Origin of the sequence: Marivirga aurantiaca (assembly GCF_016679925.1) — a bacterium.
Lineage (GTDB): Bacteria > Bacteroidota > Bacteroidia > Cytophagales > Cyclobacteriaceae > Marivirga > Marivirga aurantiaca.
Genome location: NZ_JAEQBW010000004.1, coordinates 163,584 through 181,180, shown reverse-complemented (window position 1 = coordinate 181,180; position 17,597 = coordinate 163,584). Strand labels below are relative to the sequence as shown.

13 protein-coding genes are annotated in these 17,597 nt (G+C 38.4%); 6 read left to right on the top strand and 7 right to left on the bottom strand.

Going from position 1 to position 17,597, the window contains the following annotated elements; all coding sequences use genetic code 11:
- Window positions 1-20: 20 nt before the first annotated feature.
- Both JKA74_RS11105 and aceE read right to left on the bottom strand, forming a co-directional pair.
- Window positions 21-1,457: a 2-oxo acid dehydrogenase subunit E2 gene (locus JKA74_RS11105; protein WP_201431262.1), complete on the bottom strand. Its 1,437-nt coding sequence runs from the start codon at window positions 1,455-1,457 to the stop codon at window positions 21-23.
- A 29-nt stretch (window positions 1,458-1,486) separates the two neighbouring features.
- Window positions 1,487-4,156, bottom strand: coding sequence for a pyruvate dehydrogenase (acetyl-transferring), homodimeric type (gene aceE, locus JKA74_RS11100; RefSeq protein ID WP_201431261.1), 2,670 nt, complete (start codon window positions 4,154-4,156; stop codon window positions 1,487-1,489).
- Window positions 4,157-4,552: 396 nt separating this feature from the next.
- On the opposite strand from aceE, the gene JKA74_RS11095 reads away from it, so the two are divergent.
- Together JKA74_RS11095 and JKA74_RS11090 are read left to right on the top strand one after the other, a co-directional pair.
- A complete protein-coding gene (locus tag JKA74_RS11095) occupies window positions 4,553-5,293 on the top strand; it encodes a DUF4397 domain-containing protein (protein ID WP_201431260.1) in 741 nt (246 codons plus the stop codon).
- Window positions 5,294-5,415: 122 nt separating this feature from the next.
- Window positions 5,416-5,886, top strand: coding sequence for a hypothetical protein (locus JKA74_RS11090; protein WP_201431406.1), 471 nt, complete (start codon window positions 5,416-5,418; stop codon window positions 5,884-5,886).
- An 8-nt stretch (window positions 5,887-5,894) separates the two neighbouring features.
- On the opposite strand, the gene JKA74_RS11085 is transcribed toward JKA74_RS11090, so the two are convergent.
- Window positions 5,895-6,791, bottom strand: coding sequence for a sulfotransferase domain-containing protein (locus JKA74_RS11085; RefSeq protein ID WP_201431259.1), 897 nt, complete (start codon window positions 6,789-6,791; stop codon window positions 5,895-5,897).
- 262 nt (window positions 6,792-7,053) lie between these two features.
- Here JKA74_RS11085 and JKA74_RS11080 point away from each other — a divergent pair, with 262 nt between their 5' ends.
- Together JKA74_RS11080 and JKA74_RS11075 are read left to right on the top strand one after the other, a co-directional pair.
- Window positions 7,054-7,329: a hypothetical protein gene (locus tag JKA74_RS11080; protein ID WP_201431258.1), complete on the top strand. Its 276-nt coding sequence runs from the start codon at window positions 7,054-7,056 to the stop codon at window positions 7,327-7,329.
- A 120-nt stretch (window positions 7,330-7,449) separates the two neighbouring features.
- Complete coding sequence (locus tag JKA74_RS11075) at window positions 7,450-8,289, top strand: hypothetical protein (RefSeq protein WP_201431257.1); 840 nt, start codon at window positions 7,450-7,452, stop codon at window positions 8,287-8,289.
- 21 nt (window positions 8,290-8,310) lie between these two features.
- Here the strand turns inward: JKA74_RS11075 and JKA74_RS11070 are convergent, their stop codons facing one another.
- The 4 genes from JKA74_RS11070 to ppsA form a co-directional block, all read right to left on the bottom strand.
- Entirely contained in the window at window positions 8,311-8,832 is a 522-nt protein-coding gene (locus tag JKA74_RS11070) for a VIT1/CCC1 transporter family protein (RefSeq protein WP_201431256.1), read from the bottom strand.
- A gap of 24 nt (window positions 8,833-8,856) precedes the next feature.
- The gene (locus JKA74_RS11065; protein ID WP_236587710.1) at window positions 8,857-9,852 is read right to left on the bottom strand and encodes a 2-hydroxyacid dehydrogenase; all 996 of its coding nucleotides are present in this window, start codon (window positions 9,850-9,852) and stop codon (window positions 8,857-8,859) included.
- The gene (locus JKA74_RS11060; RefSeq protein ID WP_201431255.1) at window positions 9,852-13,094 is read right to left on the bottom strand and encodes a cation-translocating P-type ATPase; all 3,243 of its coding nucleotides are present in this window, start codon (window positions 13,092-13,094) and stop codon (window positions 9,852-9,854) included. Before JKA74_RS11060 ends, JKA74_RS11065 begins: the two co-directional genes overlap by 1 nt.
- A 67-nt stretch (window positions 13,095-13,161) precedes the next feature.
- Window positions 13,162-15,543: a phosphoenolpyruvate synthase gene (gene ppsA, locus JKA74_RS11055; RefSeq protein ID WP_201431254.1), complete on the bottom strand. Its 2,382-nt coding sequence runs from the start codon at window positions 15,541-15,543 to the stop codon at window positions 13,162-13,164.
- 261 nt (window positions 15,544-15,804) lie between these two features.
- Between ppsA and JKA74_RS11050 the strand changes: the two genes are divergently transcribed.
- Both JKA74_RS11050 and gap read left to right on the top strand, forming a co-directional pair.
- Window positions 15,805-16,236 (top strand): glyceraldehyde 3-phosphate dehydrogenase NAD-binding domain-containing protein, encoded by a 432-nt coding sequence (locus JKA74_RS11050; protein WP_201431253.1) that lies wholly within the window; start codon window positions 15,805-15,807, stop codon window positions 16,234-16,236.
- A gap of 347 nt (window positions 16,237-16,583) precedes the next feature.
- Window positions 16,584-17,588: a type I glyceraldehyde-3-phosphate dehydrogenase gene (gap, locus tag JKA74_RS11045; protein WP_201431252.1), complete on the top strand. Its 1,005-nt coding sequence runs from the start codon at window positions 16,584-16,586 to the stop codon at window positions 17,586-17,588.
- The last annotated feature ends 9 nt before the right edge of the window (window positions 17,589-17,597 follow it).

Below are 17,597 nucleotides of genomic sequence, written 5' to 3'. Positions count from 1 at the left end.
TTTTTAATTAAATAAAAACATCAGGCTCCCAATAAGGCTTTGTATGGATCTTCCAGGGCATTGCCTACCCATCGGAGAAAAGCAGCGCCTTCTGCCCCATCTATTAATCTATGATCATAGGACAAGCTTAAGGGCAGTATACTTCGCGGTTCAAAATCTCCATCAATGAAAACAGCTTTAGTCTCGGCCCTGGACACGCCTAATATGGCTACCTGAGGATGGTAAACAATAGGAGTGAAATTAGTGCCTCCTATTCCTCCCAAATTAGATATGGAGAAATTACCGCCTTGCATATCTTCAGGAGAAAGTTTTTGCTCACGGGCTTTTTCTGATATTTCTGTAATTTCTAAGGCTAATTCAACAATAGTTTTTTTATCCACATCACGGATTACAGGTACTAAAAGTCCTTTTTCAGTATCTACGGCTATGCCAATATTTATATAATTTTTGAGAATTGCTTCCTCATTTTCAACATCAATACTGGCATTGAATTTCGGGAATTGTTGCAATGCATTAGCCGTTATCTTCAGCAAGATTGCCGTAATAGTAAGTTTTCCTCCCGCTTCCCCCACTTTCTTTCTGTTCTTTTCGATATATTCTTCAATGCCTGAAATATCCGCTTCATCAAACTGGAACACATGCGGAATTGTCTGCCATGAAGCAGTCACATTTTTAGCCGTTGTCATTCTGATACCTGAAAGTGATTCTCTTTCCACAGAGCCCCACTGACTGAAATCCGGCAGTTTCTCCTGAACAAACCCTCCGCCTTTCTTTCCTTTGCTTTGCCACTGTTTAGCAGCAGATTTTACATCTTCTTCGGTAATTCTATCACCAGTACCACTGCCTTCAGTGTTATGGATATCCACACCCAATTCCCTGGCCAATCTCCTAACTGACGGGGAAGCCGGTACTTCTACCTGTTCACCTTCTTTTTCTCTCTGCTTTTCGTCTTTGCTTTCTTTTTCGTCAGCTTCTTTTTCTCCTTTAGCTTCAGGCTTTTTACTTTCCTTTTCTTTAGATGCTTTTTGTTCTTCAGGCTCTTCTTTTTCTTTCTTTTGAGCAGATTTTTCTTCCTTCTCGTCTTCGTCTTTCTTAGCTTTCTTTTCCTCTTGCTTTTCTTCCTTCTCTCCGGATTCTTCTTTTTCCACTTTGGCTTTATCTTTTTTCTCTTCTGTCCCTTTCTCTTCCTTATCGGCCTTTTTCTCCTCTTCTCCGTCTTCACTATCCTCCAGGATCAAAAGCACATCTCCAACTTTCACTTCATCACCATCTTTAACCTTTATTTCTTTTACTTTTCCACTATCAGATGAAGGCACTTCTACAGATGCTTTATCAGTTTCTACCGCTATAATTGATTGTTCTTTTTCAATAGTATCTCCTTCAGAAACCAATACTTCTGCTACGGATGCTGATTCAACTCCTTCTGATATTTCCGGTAATTTCACTTCTTTAGCCATAATATTTTAGTCTTAAAAAATTTTATAAATCAGGAAGCCCTCGGATTAGCTTTGTCAGGATCAATTCCTAAATCTTTTGCTGCTTGCTTTAATTCTTCCAGTTCCAGTTGTCCCTTTCCCGCCAAATCGTAAAGAGCTGCAAAAGCAATATGATGATAGTCTACTTCAAAAAATTCACGCAAATGTTCTCTGTTGTCACTGCGGCCAAAGCCATCAGTACCCAATGCTGTTAATTTCCCCGGAAACCATTTATCAATGGACTCAGGCAAAACCTTCAAATAATCGGAAACCGCTATAAATACTCCTTCCTCCTCTTGCAGGCATTCCTGAATATAATTTGGTTGTTCATTGAGTTGCGCATGAAGTCTGTTTTTCCTTTCTACATCAATGGCATCATCATATAAAGCTTTGTAGCTTGTGATGCTCCATACATCAGCTGATACCTTATATTCTTCTTCAAGCAAATCAGCTGCTTTTAATACCTGCGTCATAATGGCTCCACTCCCAAAAAGATGCGCTTTCCTTTTTCGTTTCTTATTAGAAGATTTTCTAAATCTGTACATCCCTTTCAAAATTCCTTTTCTATTTTCCTCATCAGGCATTTCGGGCATTTTATAGGTGTCATTCCCGACAGTGATGTAGTAAAAGATATTTTCCTTTTCCACATACATCCTCTTAATGCCATCCTGAACAATAACTGCTAATTCAAAGGCAAAGGCAGGATCATAAGCCATTAATCTAGGGAATGCCATAGCATAGGCATGGCTTTGGCCATCCTGGTGCTGCAAACCTTCCCCCGGCATACTGGCCCGGCCTGAAATACCTCCGATCAGGAAACCTTTGGCACCTGCATCCGCTGCTGCCCATATCAGGTCTCCAATTCTTTGAAAGCCAAACATAGAATAGAAAAAATAGAAGGGAATGGTGTTTATTCCATGGGTATAATTGGCGGTGCCCGCAGCAATAAATTCACTTATACAACCTGCCTCGGTTATCCCTTCTTCCAATATAGCGCCATCTTTTGCTTCCCTGTAGTATAACAGGCTTTCCTTGTCTACAGGCTCATATTGCTGGCCACCGGAAGCATAAATTCCCACCTGCCGGAATAATGATTCCATCCCAAAAGTGCGGGATTCATCGGGAATAATAGGAATAACCAGTTTACCTATATTATCATCTTTCAGTAATTTGCCCAAAAGCTGAATCATCACCATCGTAGTGGCAGCTTCTTCATCACCTGATCCTTTAAGAAAATCTTCAAAAATGGCTTCATCAGGTTCTTTAATCCTGTCACTTTTATCCTTCCTTTGAGGAATGTTCCCTCCTGCTTCCTGTCTTTTTTGAAGTAGGTATTTCATTTCTATACTTCCCTTATCAGGCTTCACAAAAGGAATTTCTTCTAAATCCTCATCAGAAATAGCTACTTTAAAGCGATCCCTGAAATGTCTCAATGCTTCTTTATCTAATTTTTTCTGCTGATGGGTCACATTGCTGGCCTCTCCGGCATCTCCTTGCCCATAGCCTTTAATAGTTTGTGCAAGAATAACAGTAGGCTGGCCTTTATGCTCAGTGGCTGTACGATAAGCATTATATATTTTTACCGGGTCATGTCCTCCTCGTTTCAACCTTTGCAATTCTCTATCGGAATAATTGCTTACGAGTTCTTTAAGCTCTTCATCTTTTCCAAAAAATTCATCTCGGATATAGTCGCCATCTGAATAGGCCAATTTCTGTAGCTGCCCGTCAGGAATTTCATTTAACTGCTTAATTATTTTACCTTTTTCATCCTGGTTAAAAAGGGGATCCCAATCACGCCCCCATAAAACTTTGATTACATTCCAGCCTGCTCCTTTAAATAGTGCTTCCAATTCCTGAATTACTTTACCATTGCCCACCACAGGGCCATCCAACCTTTGCAGATTACAATTCACCACAAAAATCAGGTTGTCAAGTTTATCCCTTGCTGCAATTCTCAAGGCTCCCGTTGATTCAGGCTCATCCATTTCCCCGTCTCCTAAAAATGTCCATACCTTTTGCTTATCTTCATCAATTAACCCTCTGTTTTTAAGATATTTATTAAACCTTGCCTGATAAATGGCCATAATGGGTGAAAGCCCCATAGAAACAGTAGGGAAGCTCCAGAAATCAGGCATCAGATGTGGGTGGGGGTAAGAAGTAAGTCCTTTTTCCGATCTTAACTCATGACGAAAGTTCAGTAATTGCTCTTCAGTAAGCCTGCCTTCCAAAAATGCCCTTGCATAAACACCAGGTGAAGCATGACCTTGAAAATAAATGATATCTGATTTTTCATTTTCATGTACTTTAAAAAAATGATTGAAGCCTACTTCCCACAGGTTGGCAATTGAAGCATAGGTAGAAATATGCCCTCCAATACCTTCATCTTCTTTATTGGCTTTCACTACCATGGCCATGGCATTCCAGCGAATCATGCCCAATAATTTTTTCTCTATCTCTAAATCTCCCGGATAAGCCATTTCTTCTTCGGCCGGAATAGTATTTATATAGGGAGTATTGAATGGCTGTATAAATGAGGTGCCATGTCTCTCGGCTTCATTTCGTAGCAATTCTAACAATTCCTGAACCCTTTCTTCAGGCTCATTTTCTAAAACATAGCGTAAAGATTCCAGCCATTCCAAATTCTCTACTTCGTAATTCTCTGCATTCTCGTTGTTTGCCATAAACGAAATATTTAAAAAGAGTAAGTACAGCTAATATTTTGCTTAACCTGCAAAAGATCTATCATGAGATTATTATTTAATTCAGAAAACAGGCATTTACTAAAGCAATTAATATAGCTCCTTATGTATTTAAAATTAACGCCTTACAATAAGGTAGGTTTATTTCAAGCTGATAAATATCAAGAAAAATGCTACTATTTAAATCGGGATTCCCAGCTTTATTCAATACACTTTTGTGACATTCAGACTCTTCCCTATAGACTTTCTCTTTTCATAAAAAATTTAGAATTAAGTAAACATTCTATTTATATCTAACGTCATCACCTTAAGAGGCGAAAAGGCCTAAATTTTGATTATAAGCTATTTTTTTAACTATTTCTAAAATTTTTTAACGCTATGAAATATCACGAAAATAATACTCGGAAATTATCACTAGTCCATTTTAGCTGGCTTTTATTTTTTGTACTATCACTAGGAATTTTTACTGCATGTGATAATGATGATGACGTAACAGATGTAGATCCGGTTCCTATTTCTTATGTATCATTATATAATGGTTCTCCTGATGGATCGGCACTGGATATTTATGTGGATAACAACAGGATCAATTATAATGCATTTGATTATACAGATCATACAGGTTATTTAAGGTTTTATACTGGAGAAAGAGTTTTAAGATTTACTCCCTTTAATGCGGCCAATACCGTGCTGGAAACTGAGATTTCACTTGAACCGGATAGCCTCTATTCTGTTTTTATCACAGGTCAGACAGGAGATCGGGAAGCATTAGTGGTGCATGATGATATTAGGACTGAAGATAATGACAATGTGCTACTTCGTATTTTGCATGCTTCTCCAGATGCACCGGTAGTTAATTTAACTTATACAGGAACTGATACCCAATTATTTGAAAATATGACTTATCGTGATATTTCCGGTTTTGAGGAAATTAATGCCGGCCAAACTTCATTTGAAATAAGAAATGCTGTTACTAATGAGGTAGTCACTACTGTTTCCAACGTCAACTTTATTTCCGGCAGGGTTTATACGTTAGTGATAAGAGGGTTTGTTGAGCCTCCAGCGGGTAGTACACACGATCTGGGCGTACAAGTAGTACCAAATTTCTTTAATCTTTAAACATATGTGATCGTCAGGAGCTCTTTTAAGTTATTTACTAATGATGCTCCTGACAATCTTTCCTTTCTATACAGCCAAACATAAGAGATCAGGTGTTTAAAAATACTATTAACCAATCAAGTGTGCCAGCTTACAATTCCGACATTCATATTATAAAAGCGCAGCTTGCTGAAATGCTAAAAGGGGGCTTTGCTCCGGTTGTTAATTTACTGCGTGAGTTTGACTATCACAAATCAGGTATAGTGATGGATGGCTTGCCTTTCTCTGTATGGTCATTATTGGAACATATGAGACACAGACAGCATATCATGTTGGATTTCATCAAGCACCCTAAGAAGCAGGAGCTATGGCCTAATGCATACTGGCCTGAAAATCCTGTTCCTGAAAACGAGCAGGCATGGTTAAATGCCATCAACTCCTTTGAAAAAGATTTAAAAGAGATGATCAGCCTGGTCAAAAAACCTGAAACTCAATTATTCGAAATTCAGGAAAATGGGAAAACTATTTACTTTGCAGCATTAACCAACTTACATCATAATGCTTATACTATAGGACAAATAAAAGCTATAGGCAGGCAACTGGGCGTTTGGTAATAAAAATTTCAGGAATGATAAAGTTGTTCCTGCGATAGAATGAGTTCCTCTTTCAGCAATTCAAAATCATCATGGGCGGGAATTGTTCCCGTATTCATAAGCTGCTTGCCATCAATATTATAATTTAAATAGCGCAATAAAGGGCCGGCTATAATTTCAGATTCTTCTTTTTGCTCTTCTGTTAATATTTCTTTCCAGTAACCTGATGTTCCTTTTTTCAGGTGTTGAGGATTTTCCTCTTTAAGTTTAGCAAAACTCACTGCCTTTTCGATTGCTTCTTTTTCATTCTGGTTTAATTCAATGTTCAGGTAATCCAGTAAGTGATTGAGTTCTTGCGAGAAATCATGCAAAAACATCTCAAAATAGGTGATATGAATGTTGAATTCCTTACTTAGCCTCAAATGATCATAAACATGCCACACCCAATCATGCATCAGCTTTGAAAAGTTTTTCTGTAGGTATTTTTCCGGATCGGTTTCTTCCTGAGGAAAGTACTTTAGCATATAAGGAGAACAATAATATTCAGATGCTGAAATAGCTCTGTCCCGAGGGTCTCTTATGATGTAAATCTTTTTGTCAAATTGATCCAGCACCTCTCCGCTCTTTTTACAAACAGGGGAATGTGTCCAAACATGAGGTGCCTGCCTGACATAATCCTGGAGGTTTTCAACAGGCATTTTAAAAATACTGCTGATTCTATAGCTGACTTGCAGGTCTGTAATCTGAAGCACATCAATTCTTGCCTGGTCGGGGAAATTCAAATCCCACTCTTTAGCCAGTTTATAAATAGGTTGTTGTTCAATGTAACTGGTTGTACTTCTGCCAGACCTTGTAAGAATCTGCTGAATAATCTGGTAAAGCCAGAAATTTCCGCACTTAGGCACTCCACCTTGAAGAATACTCATTATAATTTATTATAGATTAAAAAATAACTGTCTAATACCAGTTTTTCATTTAAAAAAATCAGGTGAGCAATCATCTGCTTTCCCTAATCAAAAAAACGCTTAAGCTAAGGCCGCGGTTGCAGAAATGAACATAGGTTTTATTATCTTAAACTGATTAATTTTTGAGGTGCTGATCAGGCATTCTAAAATTTAAGGAATAGTGGCTCAAACCAAAGGCTAATCGGCTCGTAACAATTTATATAAAAAAACTAACAGAACCGTTATGAGTGAATCAAAACAAACAACCGACCGCAATACCATTAAAAAATGGGCAGATGCCCGTGATGGACAACCTGCTATTATTAAGGGTACGGAAAGCGACAATGTAGGAGTATTACGCATACATTTCCCAAAAGAAAGTGATAATAATGAAGAGTTTAAACCCATTCCATGGGATAAATTTTTTGATGTTTTTGAAGCGAGGGAATTGGCTTTACTGTATCAGGAAAAAAAGGAAAATGGGGAGCAAAGCACTTTTCATAAATTTGTGAACCGTTAGGGATTTTATACTGTTGGCATACTTTAATTTAAGCCTTGTATTTCTAATCTAAGGCCTCTCTTGATAGTGTTTTGGCACTGTTAGGAATGATCATCAACAACTGAAAATTCATCAAAACACATGAACAGTAAGAAAGTAGAGACTGTACCAACAAACGATATTGTAAACAAAAATGAACTGAGGGTGGTGGGCATGTCCCGAAGTGGGAACCATGCCATCATCAACTGGATAATTCAGCAATTAAATGGTCGCTACTGCTTCCTGAATTGTGCAGAACCCAAGACTAACCCTTTTTATACTGCACGCCCCTTACATCAGGAAGCAACTTACAGGGCAAATTATAATGGATTTGATTTAGAAGCGGAAAAAGTCAGAAATTTTTCAAAAAAAGATTATCTCATCCACAGCTATGAAGATTGCTTTCTTAGCATGCTCAATCACAAAACCTTTGAAGAGCAACATGATGCTTTTGTGGGGCCTTCTGAAAACCGCCTGGATATTCTAATCTTAAGGGATCCTTTTAACCTTTTTGCAAGCCGTATCAGGTCCGGCCTCTACAAGGAAAAAAAACCGGGTGCTCAAGTTACGCCATTAACTGCCAGACGTATTTGGAAACAACATGCACGAGAGGCATTAGGATTAAAACGACATCTTCAACAAAAAAAAATAGTTATTAACTATAATTTATGGGTTTTTGATCCTGAATACAGACAAAACATTGCTATTCAATTAGGCCTTGCTTTTACTGATAATGGCTTTCATGAAGTAAGTGATGTAGCAGGTGGTAGCTCATTTGACGGACTAAAATTTGAGAACAGGGCTGGTAATATGAAAGTTTTGGACAGATGGAAACATTATGTGGATGATCCTGCTTACAAAATGATTTTTGACGATGAGCTAATCGATTTATCTCACCAGGTATTTGGTCATATTCCTGATGAAAGGTTGTTGGCCGGTTAAAGCAACAGTATTTAGCGAACTTTACTTCCATTGTTCGAGAAAGTTTCCAATAAAATAAGCTACCGAGGCTGCTGACCCTCCTATTAATAACATTTCAGTCCCCGCTCTTAAGGCACTGCCACCTGTGGCTTTTGTTCTTAATGCTCCTGATCCAAATAAAGCTATGGCAGTAGCAATACATGACAACAGGAAGGTATTATAATTGTCTGTTTTAAAAAAATAAGGAATTAAAGGGATAAGGCCTATTAAAACAAATGCTATAAAAGTAAATAAGGCTGCTATCTTAGGATTTTCTTTTTCCGTATTAGATGCTATTCCATTATTAGCTTTTCTTGCGTTTTCAGCTTTATTTGATAAAAAATTTGAAGAAGCCATAGAAAACCCATCAGCAAACAAAGAAGCAAAACCTACTATAAGTATAGCAGCTGTGCCTAGCTCAGCACCCTCAATACTGGCAACTATGGCAAAAGTGGTGACAATTCCATCATTTGCACCATAAACTAAGTCTTTAATATACCGTTTTAAAAGAATAACTGTTTTCATTTCCTAAACTTAAGAAAAACACAGTTACTCTAACTCATTTTCTGATGCTTCTCCATCAGCCCAGGCTTTTAAATTCCGAATAGTAGATTGTATATTATCTTTCAGGGCTTCATGAGTAAGAAAAGCCTGATGAGCAGTAATCAGCACATTTTTAAAGCCTGTCAAGCGCACAAAAAGATCGTCCTGAATAATATCGGAAGAATGGTCCTCAAAGAATAGGCCCTGTTCATGCTCATACACATCCATGCCCAAATAGCCAATTTTTCTACTTTTCAGCCCCTCAATAAGTGCCTCTGTTTTACAGATAGCGCCTCTGGCAACATTGATAATCATTACTCCTTTTTTCATCTTGTTGATTTTATCATGATCAATCAAATGATGAGTGTCATCCGTAAGTGGAGCATGAATAGATATAATATCTGATTGTTCACAAAGTTTATCAATCTCCACATAGCGGGCACCGTATTTCTCTTTCAATTCATCATTTTCTTTGATATCATAAATGAGCAATTTGCAACCGAAACCATGCAGAATTTTGGCGCTCACCTCACCAATATCACCTGCTCCTAAAATCCCGACAGTTTTACCATGCATATCAAACCCAACAAGTCCATTTAACCTGAAATCATTCTCCCTGATTTTTCTGTTGGCAATTACCAGTTTGCGGTTAAGGGCCAGCATTAAAGATATGCTATGTTCAGCCACTGAATAAGGGGAATAATCCGGCACATTGGCCACTTTTATTCCAAGTTCTTTGGCTTTTTCAGTATCAATATGATCCATGCCCATCGTGCGTGTAGCAACGTGCTTTACTCCTACATTTTTCAGTGCTTCCAGTACTTCGGCAGAAGCTTCATCATTGGTGAATATCACAACCGCTTCACTGCCATCGGCCAGTGAAACAGTGTCTTTGGTCAATCTTTCTTCTTTATAGAATAAAGTTAAACCAGAGATGTCCTGAGCTTGAAAGAATGGTCTTTCGTAGGGCGAAATATTATAAACAGTAGCTTTCATCATCATTAAAATAGGTTTTTCTTAAATTTTAGGTATTTGTATAATTCTCCGGCAGCTAAAATCAACACTGACATTATGATCAGTATGGCCAAATCCAAAACAGGTAAATCTTCAAATTTCATAAAATCTCTTATAGCCGGCACTTTTACTACTACGATTTGGAGTACTATTGCTGCAAGAAATGCCATGTTTACCCATTTATTTGTAAATACTCCTATTTCAAAAACTGAAAGCCTGAGTGATCTCAAATTATAGGCATTAAATAACTGGGTGGAAGAAACCACAATAAATGCACCTGTTCTGGCCATTACTTCTCCCTGAGGTAAATAATATTGAAAAGTCAACAAAGTAAGTGTCACCATTACCAAGGAGACCACAAGAATGTAAGGCACTACATCCCATTTAAGGATTTTCTCGCTTTTCTTTACTGGTGGTTGGTTCATGATATCGCCATGCCCGGGCTCCGTTGCCAGGGCTACATCCATTATACCATCTGTAATTAAATTCACATAGAGGATTTGTGCCGCTGTAAAAAGCAAGGGCCAACCAATAGACATTCCGAAAATATAGGCTATTGCAAAGGCAAAATTGGTAGTAAGCAGGAAATAGCTCGTGATTTTTACGTTGTTAAATACTATTCGCCCTTCTCTGATGGCATTAACAATACTACTGAAATTATCATCCTGCAATACAATTTCAGAGGCATCTTTAGCCACATCTGTACCACGGATTCCCATTGCAATGCCCACATCTGCCCGCTTTAAAGCAGGAGCATCATTTACTCCATCTCCTGTCATAGCAATTAAGGTATCTTTAGCCTGAAGCCTTTCCGCAATACGGAGTTTAGTACCAGGATTCATCCTGGCAAATACATTTATATTCTCAATATAATTATCAAACTCTTCATCGTCTACATCCAACTCTTTTGTTGTTATAGATGGTGGATGTTTATCATCTTCTTTTTCTTCTTTGCTTTCCAGTATACCCACATCTTCGGCAATGGCGGCAGCAGTTTTTTTATGGTCTCCGGTTACCATTATCACACGTATTCCTGCGGATTTACACTCTTTAATCGATTCTGGCACTCCTTCTCTCGGAGGATCAATAATACCGGTTATACCTACCCATACTATGTCTTTTACATCACCCGGTGAAATATTTTCTTTCCCTTCCGCTTTTTTATAGCCAAGAGCCAATACCCGCATAGCTTCACCTGCCCATTGATCCATTTTGCCATCTATTTCCTCTCTTTTTTCATCTGTAAGATCCTTTGGCCCTTCAGGAGTGAGGTATTGGGTGCTTAACTCCAATATCCTTTCCGGTGCCCCTATTGCAAATATTTCCGGCCCTTCTTCTGTATCTACCAAAGAAGCCCGAAATTTCTGTTCCGATTTAAAAGGTAAATCATCTAAAAGTTTGTATTGGTTAAAAGGCTCAGTTTCTTTCACTTTTGCTTTCTTTCCCACTACAAGCATGGCCGCTTCAGTAGGGTCGCCTGCTATCTCAGGTCCCTCTTCATTATCATTATCATCATCCTCTTCCTCCTCTTCTATTTCTTCCTCTTCTTCTTCCTCCTCCTCTATTTCTTCGTCTTCCTCATTAGTGTTTTTCTTTTTAGATTTCACGCTGACATCAATTTTTACTTTATCCGGCTCCACTTCTACATCAACATCTATGTCCTGATCCTTTTCCTTTTTACCTGCATCAGTTTCTCCTGATTTAGTTTCAGCTTTATCTTTTTGTGCTTCTTTCTCTTTACCGGATTCACTTTTCTGATCCACCTTTTTCTTTTGTTCTTCTTCTTTCTCCTTTCTTTCCATATCGTTTTGCTGTTTTCCTTTATCTCTTTCATCAGAATCAACAGAAGATTTTTCCTGTTTCTCTTTATCCTCTTCTGTTTTTATCTCCCCGGATTTTTTATTTTTATCGTGCCCGTCAGATTTGGAAGTTTCCTCCTTTCCATTTTTTTGTTCTTTAGCAGAAGGTTTATCTTGCTCATTTCCTGAGTCAGGTTTTTTCTCATGCTGATCATTTTCTTCTTTTCCGTCACCTTCTTTAATATGCGCATCATTACAAAAAGCGGCTATAGCCAAAAGCTTACTTTCAACAGGGTTGTCCTTTAAGTTAAATTCATTTCCATTATCTTTAAATTTACCTTCCAGCTGATATCCTGTGCCTGTGACAGCTAATTCTTTTCCGCTTCCGGTGAATATTTTCTTGATCACCAATATGCTTTGGGTGAGAGTACCTGTTTTATCCGCTAATATTACTGAAACAGAACCCATCATTTCGGTAGCTGTGAATTCCCTGATTAAAGCATTTTGCTTGGCCATTCTGTTAGCCCCAATTGCCAACACTATTGAGATTACTGCCGGTAAACCTTCCGGAATGGTAGATACCAATACAGCGATGGTTACCAACAAAATTTCCTGAAACTCATCTCCATGCACCCAATAGCCAAGGGAAAAAATTACGACAGCGGTAATGATGGCGATAACTGCCATTTGTTTACCTAATAAACTTGTCTTCTTTTTAAAATTGGAATCCTGCATCTCCATTTCGCCCATGGATTTGGCTATTTTTCCAATTTCAGTATTATTCCCAATGGCAGTAACTACAGCCTTGCCTTTTCCATTAACTACATTGGTGCTTTTCCATGCCATATTTATTCTGTCTCCAATAGGCGCATCTTCTTCTGCAGGCTCAGTATTTTTATCAACAGGCATAGACTCGCCAGTCAATGAAGCTTCGGCAGTACGTAATTCATGGGCTTCAATCAAGCGCCCGTCAGCAGGAATTGTATTACCTTCTTTTAAAAGAATTATATCACCGGGAACTACGTCTTCAGCTGGTATTTCCTGTTCTTTACCATCTCGCACTACAATGGCAAATTTTTGTTGAAGACTTTTAATAGCCTCAATAGCTTTTTCCGCCTTATATTCCTGGGTAAAGCCCATAATGGCATTAAATAATATCACTGCCAGAATAATATAAACATCCGCCATCTGATCGGCCCAAAATGCAACACCGGCCGCAATAAATAGAATCAGGATGAGAAAATCTTTGAACTGCTTTATAAAAAGTTTAAATGCATTAGTGCCTCCTTTTTCAGGCAACTTATTTTCACCAAACTCTTCCTGTCTCTTTTTGGCTTCATCAGAGGAAAGCCCTTCTTTTTTGCCTGATACTTTTTCAATTGCCTCATCAATTTCTATACTGTGATATGAGTATTTTTGATCAATTTCCATTATAGTTGAATTATTGTGGATGGGTTACAGCTAATGTTTATTGGTAACATTAGCATGGAAAAAGTATTTACTTGCTTTTTTCTGCTTCCAATATATTTTTTAATCCTTTTGCTACTGCATCCGGATTAAAGGAGATACTGTCAATTCCCTGTTCTACTAAAAATTGGGTGAAGTCTGGAAAATCACTTGGCGCCTGTCCACACAAACCTATTTTTCGATCTTTCTTTTTAGCGCGTTCAATGACCATACTGATCATTTGTTTGGCAGATGAATTCTTCTCATCAAACAACTTACTTACTAGTGCAGAATCACGATCAAGCCCCAAAGTCAATTGTGTAAGGTCATTCGATCCAATAGAAAAGCCATCAAATACTTCCGCAAACTCTTCTGCCTGAAGCACATTGGAAGGAATTTCACACATTACATAAATTTCCAGATCATTCCATCCTTGCTTTAAACCGAAATCGCCCATCAGGTTTATCACTTTTCTCCCTTCTTCGACTGTGCGACAGAAAGGGATCATCAGCTTTACATTGGTAAAGCCCATTTCATCTCTCACTATTTTCATGGCTTCACATTCCATCTGAAAGCCATCCTTATATTCTTCACTGTAGTACCTGGAGGCGCCTCTGAACCCCAGCATAGGATTTTCTTCATCAGGCTCAAATTCTTTTCCGCCTATCAGGTTCGCATACTCATTGGATTTGAAATCGCTCATTCTTACTATTACATCCCGTGGATAAAAAGCAGCAGCAATAGTGGCCACACCTTCTGCCAGTTTTTCAACAAAAAACAAATCTTTCTTTTCATGGGAGGCAGTAAGTTCTTTAATCTTCTTTTTAGCCTCTTTATCTTTTAATTGATCAAAATACCTTAAAGCCAATGGGTGAATTTGGATGGCATTGTTAATCACAAATTCCAGGCGCATCAATCCAACACCTTTTACAGGGTAATTGCTATAACTATAAGCAAGATCAGGGTCTCCCAATATGAGCATCACTTCTGTTTTTGGCTCTCCATGTTTACTGAAGTCAATTTCCTCCTCTTCCCATTCCAAAAATCCATCATAAATTCTACCCACATTTCCTTCTGCACTGGAAACTGTGATTTTCTGCCCGTCCTTTATTGTTTCAGTGGCATTTTCTGTACCAACAACTGCAACCGCTCCTAATTCGCGGGCTACTATAGCCGCATGGCTGGTTCTTCCTCCACTATTGGTGATAATGGCTGAGGCTTTTTTCATTACATTGTCCCAATCCGGATTGGTCATTTCGGTAACTAACACATCGCCTTCCTGCAACTTATCCGATTCGTCCGGTGAACTCAATATACGACTAACTCCTTTGGTGATTTTATCCCCAATTCCGGTGCCGCTAGTAAGCACTTTACCATCACCATTTAACCTATACTCTTTAATGGTGGATTTATCTTTTCCTGAATGAACAGTTTCAGGACGGGCCTGAACAATATACAATTCACCACTTTCTCCATCTTTTGCCCACTCTATATCCATTGCCCGTCCATACAACTCCTCTATCTCCAAAGACCAAGTAGCTAATTGTACTATTTCATTATCGGTCAAAACAAATTGATGTTGCTTTTTTGCGGGAGTCTTTTTATTGGTGGTTGTCTCATCACCTTTCTTGCCTGAAGCATAAACCATGGTTTTTCCCTTACTCCCCAGTTTTTTTGAAATGATGGAGCGCATACCTTTTTTCAGCGATTCTTTAAATACATAAAATTCATCTGCATTTACGGCTCCCTGCACTACATTGTCTCCAAGCCCCCAGGAGCCTGTCAGAAACAATACTTTTTCATATCCACTATCAGGTAAAATTGTAAAGCCTACTCCCGCACATGCCAAATCTGAACGCACCATTTTTTGTACCCCCGCAGAAAGGGCTACTTTCATATGGTCAAAACCATTATGCTCACGGTAGCGGATAGCTCTATCAGTAAAGAGGGAAGCAAAACATTTTTTACAGGCCTCCACGGTTTGTTCTGGCCCGGTAATATTCATAAATGAGTCATGCTGGCCTGCAAAAGAAGCTTCCGGTAAATCTTCTGCTGTTGCGCTGCTCCGTACGGCCACACTTGTTAATGACTCCTCCTGTTCTTCCAATTGATTGTAAGCTTGCGTGATGCTCTCTGCCAATTCATCCGGAAATTCTCCTTTCAATATGAGCTGCCTTATATCTTTACCAGTCCTTCTAAGATTCTTAAATGTTTCCTTATCTAATTCGTCAAGCTTAGAAGTAAGCTTTTCCCTCAGCCCGTTATGTTCCAGAAAATCCCAATAGGCTTGAGCGGTGGTGGCAAATCCTGCAGGAATTCTTATCCCTTTTGCACCTAACTGACTAATCATTTCACCAAGAGAGGCGTTTTTACCCCCTACTTCTGCAGTATCCCGGTTTCTTAAATCACTGAAAAATCGAATATAATTGCTCATCAAAAAAAATTTAGCTTTTAAAAAAATACCTCAACCAAAAGTGTCTAAGGCCGTAAAGGAGTTATTGAAAAATGCTTTCTAGCAATTCAAAAATGTAATTATTTCCATAATTCTAACGGATTAATTAATTAAAATATCATCCGTTTTTATTAACTGACGTATACAATTATATACAGAGATAAAATTTATTTGTTGTGCCTTTAGAGGCCTAAAAACTTGCTTTCTCTGTTAAATATATTTTTTAACCTAACAATTATTTTTATGAAAAATGTAGCAATAAACGGATTAGGCCGGACCGGGAGGGCCGCCTTAAAAATTATTCTTGCAAACGATGATCTAAACCTTGTAGCAGTAAATGACGCTGACCCTCCTGATGATCTTGAATTTCTTTTAAAATACGACACTCCCAGTGGTCGCCATCATACAAACGTTCAATTGAAGAACAATAAACTCCATATTGATGGAAAGGAATATCTGGTGTTTAATGAAAAAAACCCGGAAGATTTACCCTGGAAAGAATTGGAAATTGATTTAGTATTTGACTGCTCAGAAGTTTTCTCCCTTAGGAAAAATATCCAAAAGCACTGTAAAGCCGGGGCAAAAAAAGCCATGAGCTGGTATGATAACGAGTGGGGTTATATAAGCCAGATAGTAAGCAAAGCTAAAAACGTGCTGGGTCAGACAGCCGTCTAAACATTTAGATAATACTGTTCGAAAGCAAGAATACATTTTGATTAGGTAGAAAATGGGGAGTCACTTACATTCTTTAGACAAGTGGCAACCCTTCACTACTATGTTGTCCAACCAATCAGTTGGTTAGGAAAATTTTGTTCTCTTTTCTATTGAAAACTATTCCCCTGAACACTTCTATCCAAAAAGATAAGCGGCTTAATATTTAGCTGTAATTTTTGCCAAATATTACCATCCCTCTCTCATGAGTCACGTAATCTTAAATTAGAGGTAAGAAGTTTTAATGGGTATTAAAGTCCTTAATCCGTCTTAACCGCTACATACTTTTTTCACCTTAAAATATATTTTTTATGACAAATGTGGCAATAAACGGACTCGGCCGGATAGGTAGAGCAGCCCTAAAAGTAATCCTTGAAAGCGATGATTTAAAATTGGTTGCAATTAATGATTTGGTGCCTGCTGATAATCTCGCTTATTTACTCAGATATGATACGGCTTATGGTAAGTATCATAAAACTGTAGAAGCAAAGGATGATAAATTGATTATAGACGGGCAGGAATATCCGGTATTGAATCAAAAAAATCCTGCGGAAATTCCCTGGAAAGATTTTGAAGTTGAACTGGTTTTTGAATGCTCAGGAGTTTTTACCAATAGGGAAGATCTTGAAAAGCACTTAAAGGCGGGAGCTAAAAAGGTAATTTTATCTGCCCCTGCTAAGAGTGATGACATTAAAACGATTGTTTTTGGTGTGAACTCCGGTGAAGAAGAAGGGGATATTATTTCTTGTGCAAGCTGCACCACCAATTGCATTTCTCCTGTTGTAGAAATTCTCTCAAGAAGAATTGGCATCAAGAAAGCCAATATGACAACTATTCACGCTTATACTTCAAGCCAAAGCCTGGTGGATGGACCGCATAAAAAAGCCAGAAGAGGTCGTGCTGCAGGAGCCAATTTTGTGCCTACTTCTACCGGGGCAGCACAGGCAACCGCCAAAGCCTTACCACAGATGGAAGGTATATTTGATGGAGCAGCCATCAGAGGGCCTGTAGTAGTGGGTTCCATTGCAGATATTAATATGGTAATGGAGAAAGAAACAACGGTAGAAGAAATTAATGAAATTTTTAGAGAGGAAGCCCAAACTGAACGCTATAAAGGAATTATGGGAGCTTCTGAAGATGAATTGGTTTCCTCTGATATAATCGGGGACTCACGAGCTTCTATAGTGGACATGAGCATGACACAGGTAGTAGGAGGTGACCTGGTAAAGGTAATGAGTTGGTACGACAATGAATGGGGCTACGTGAACCAGATGGTAAGGGAAGCTAAAAATGTGCTGAGCCAGGTAGCTCATTAAAAAAATACG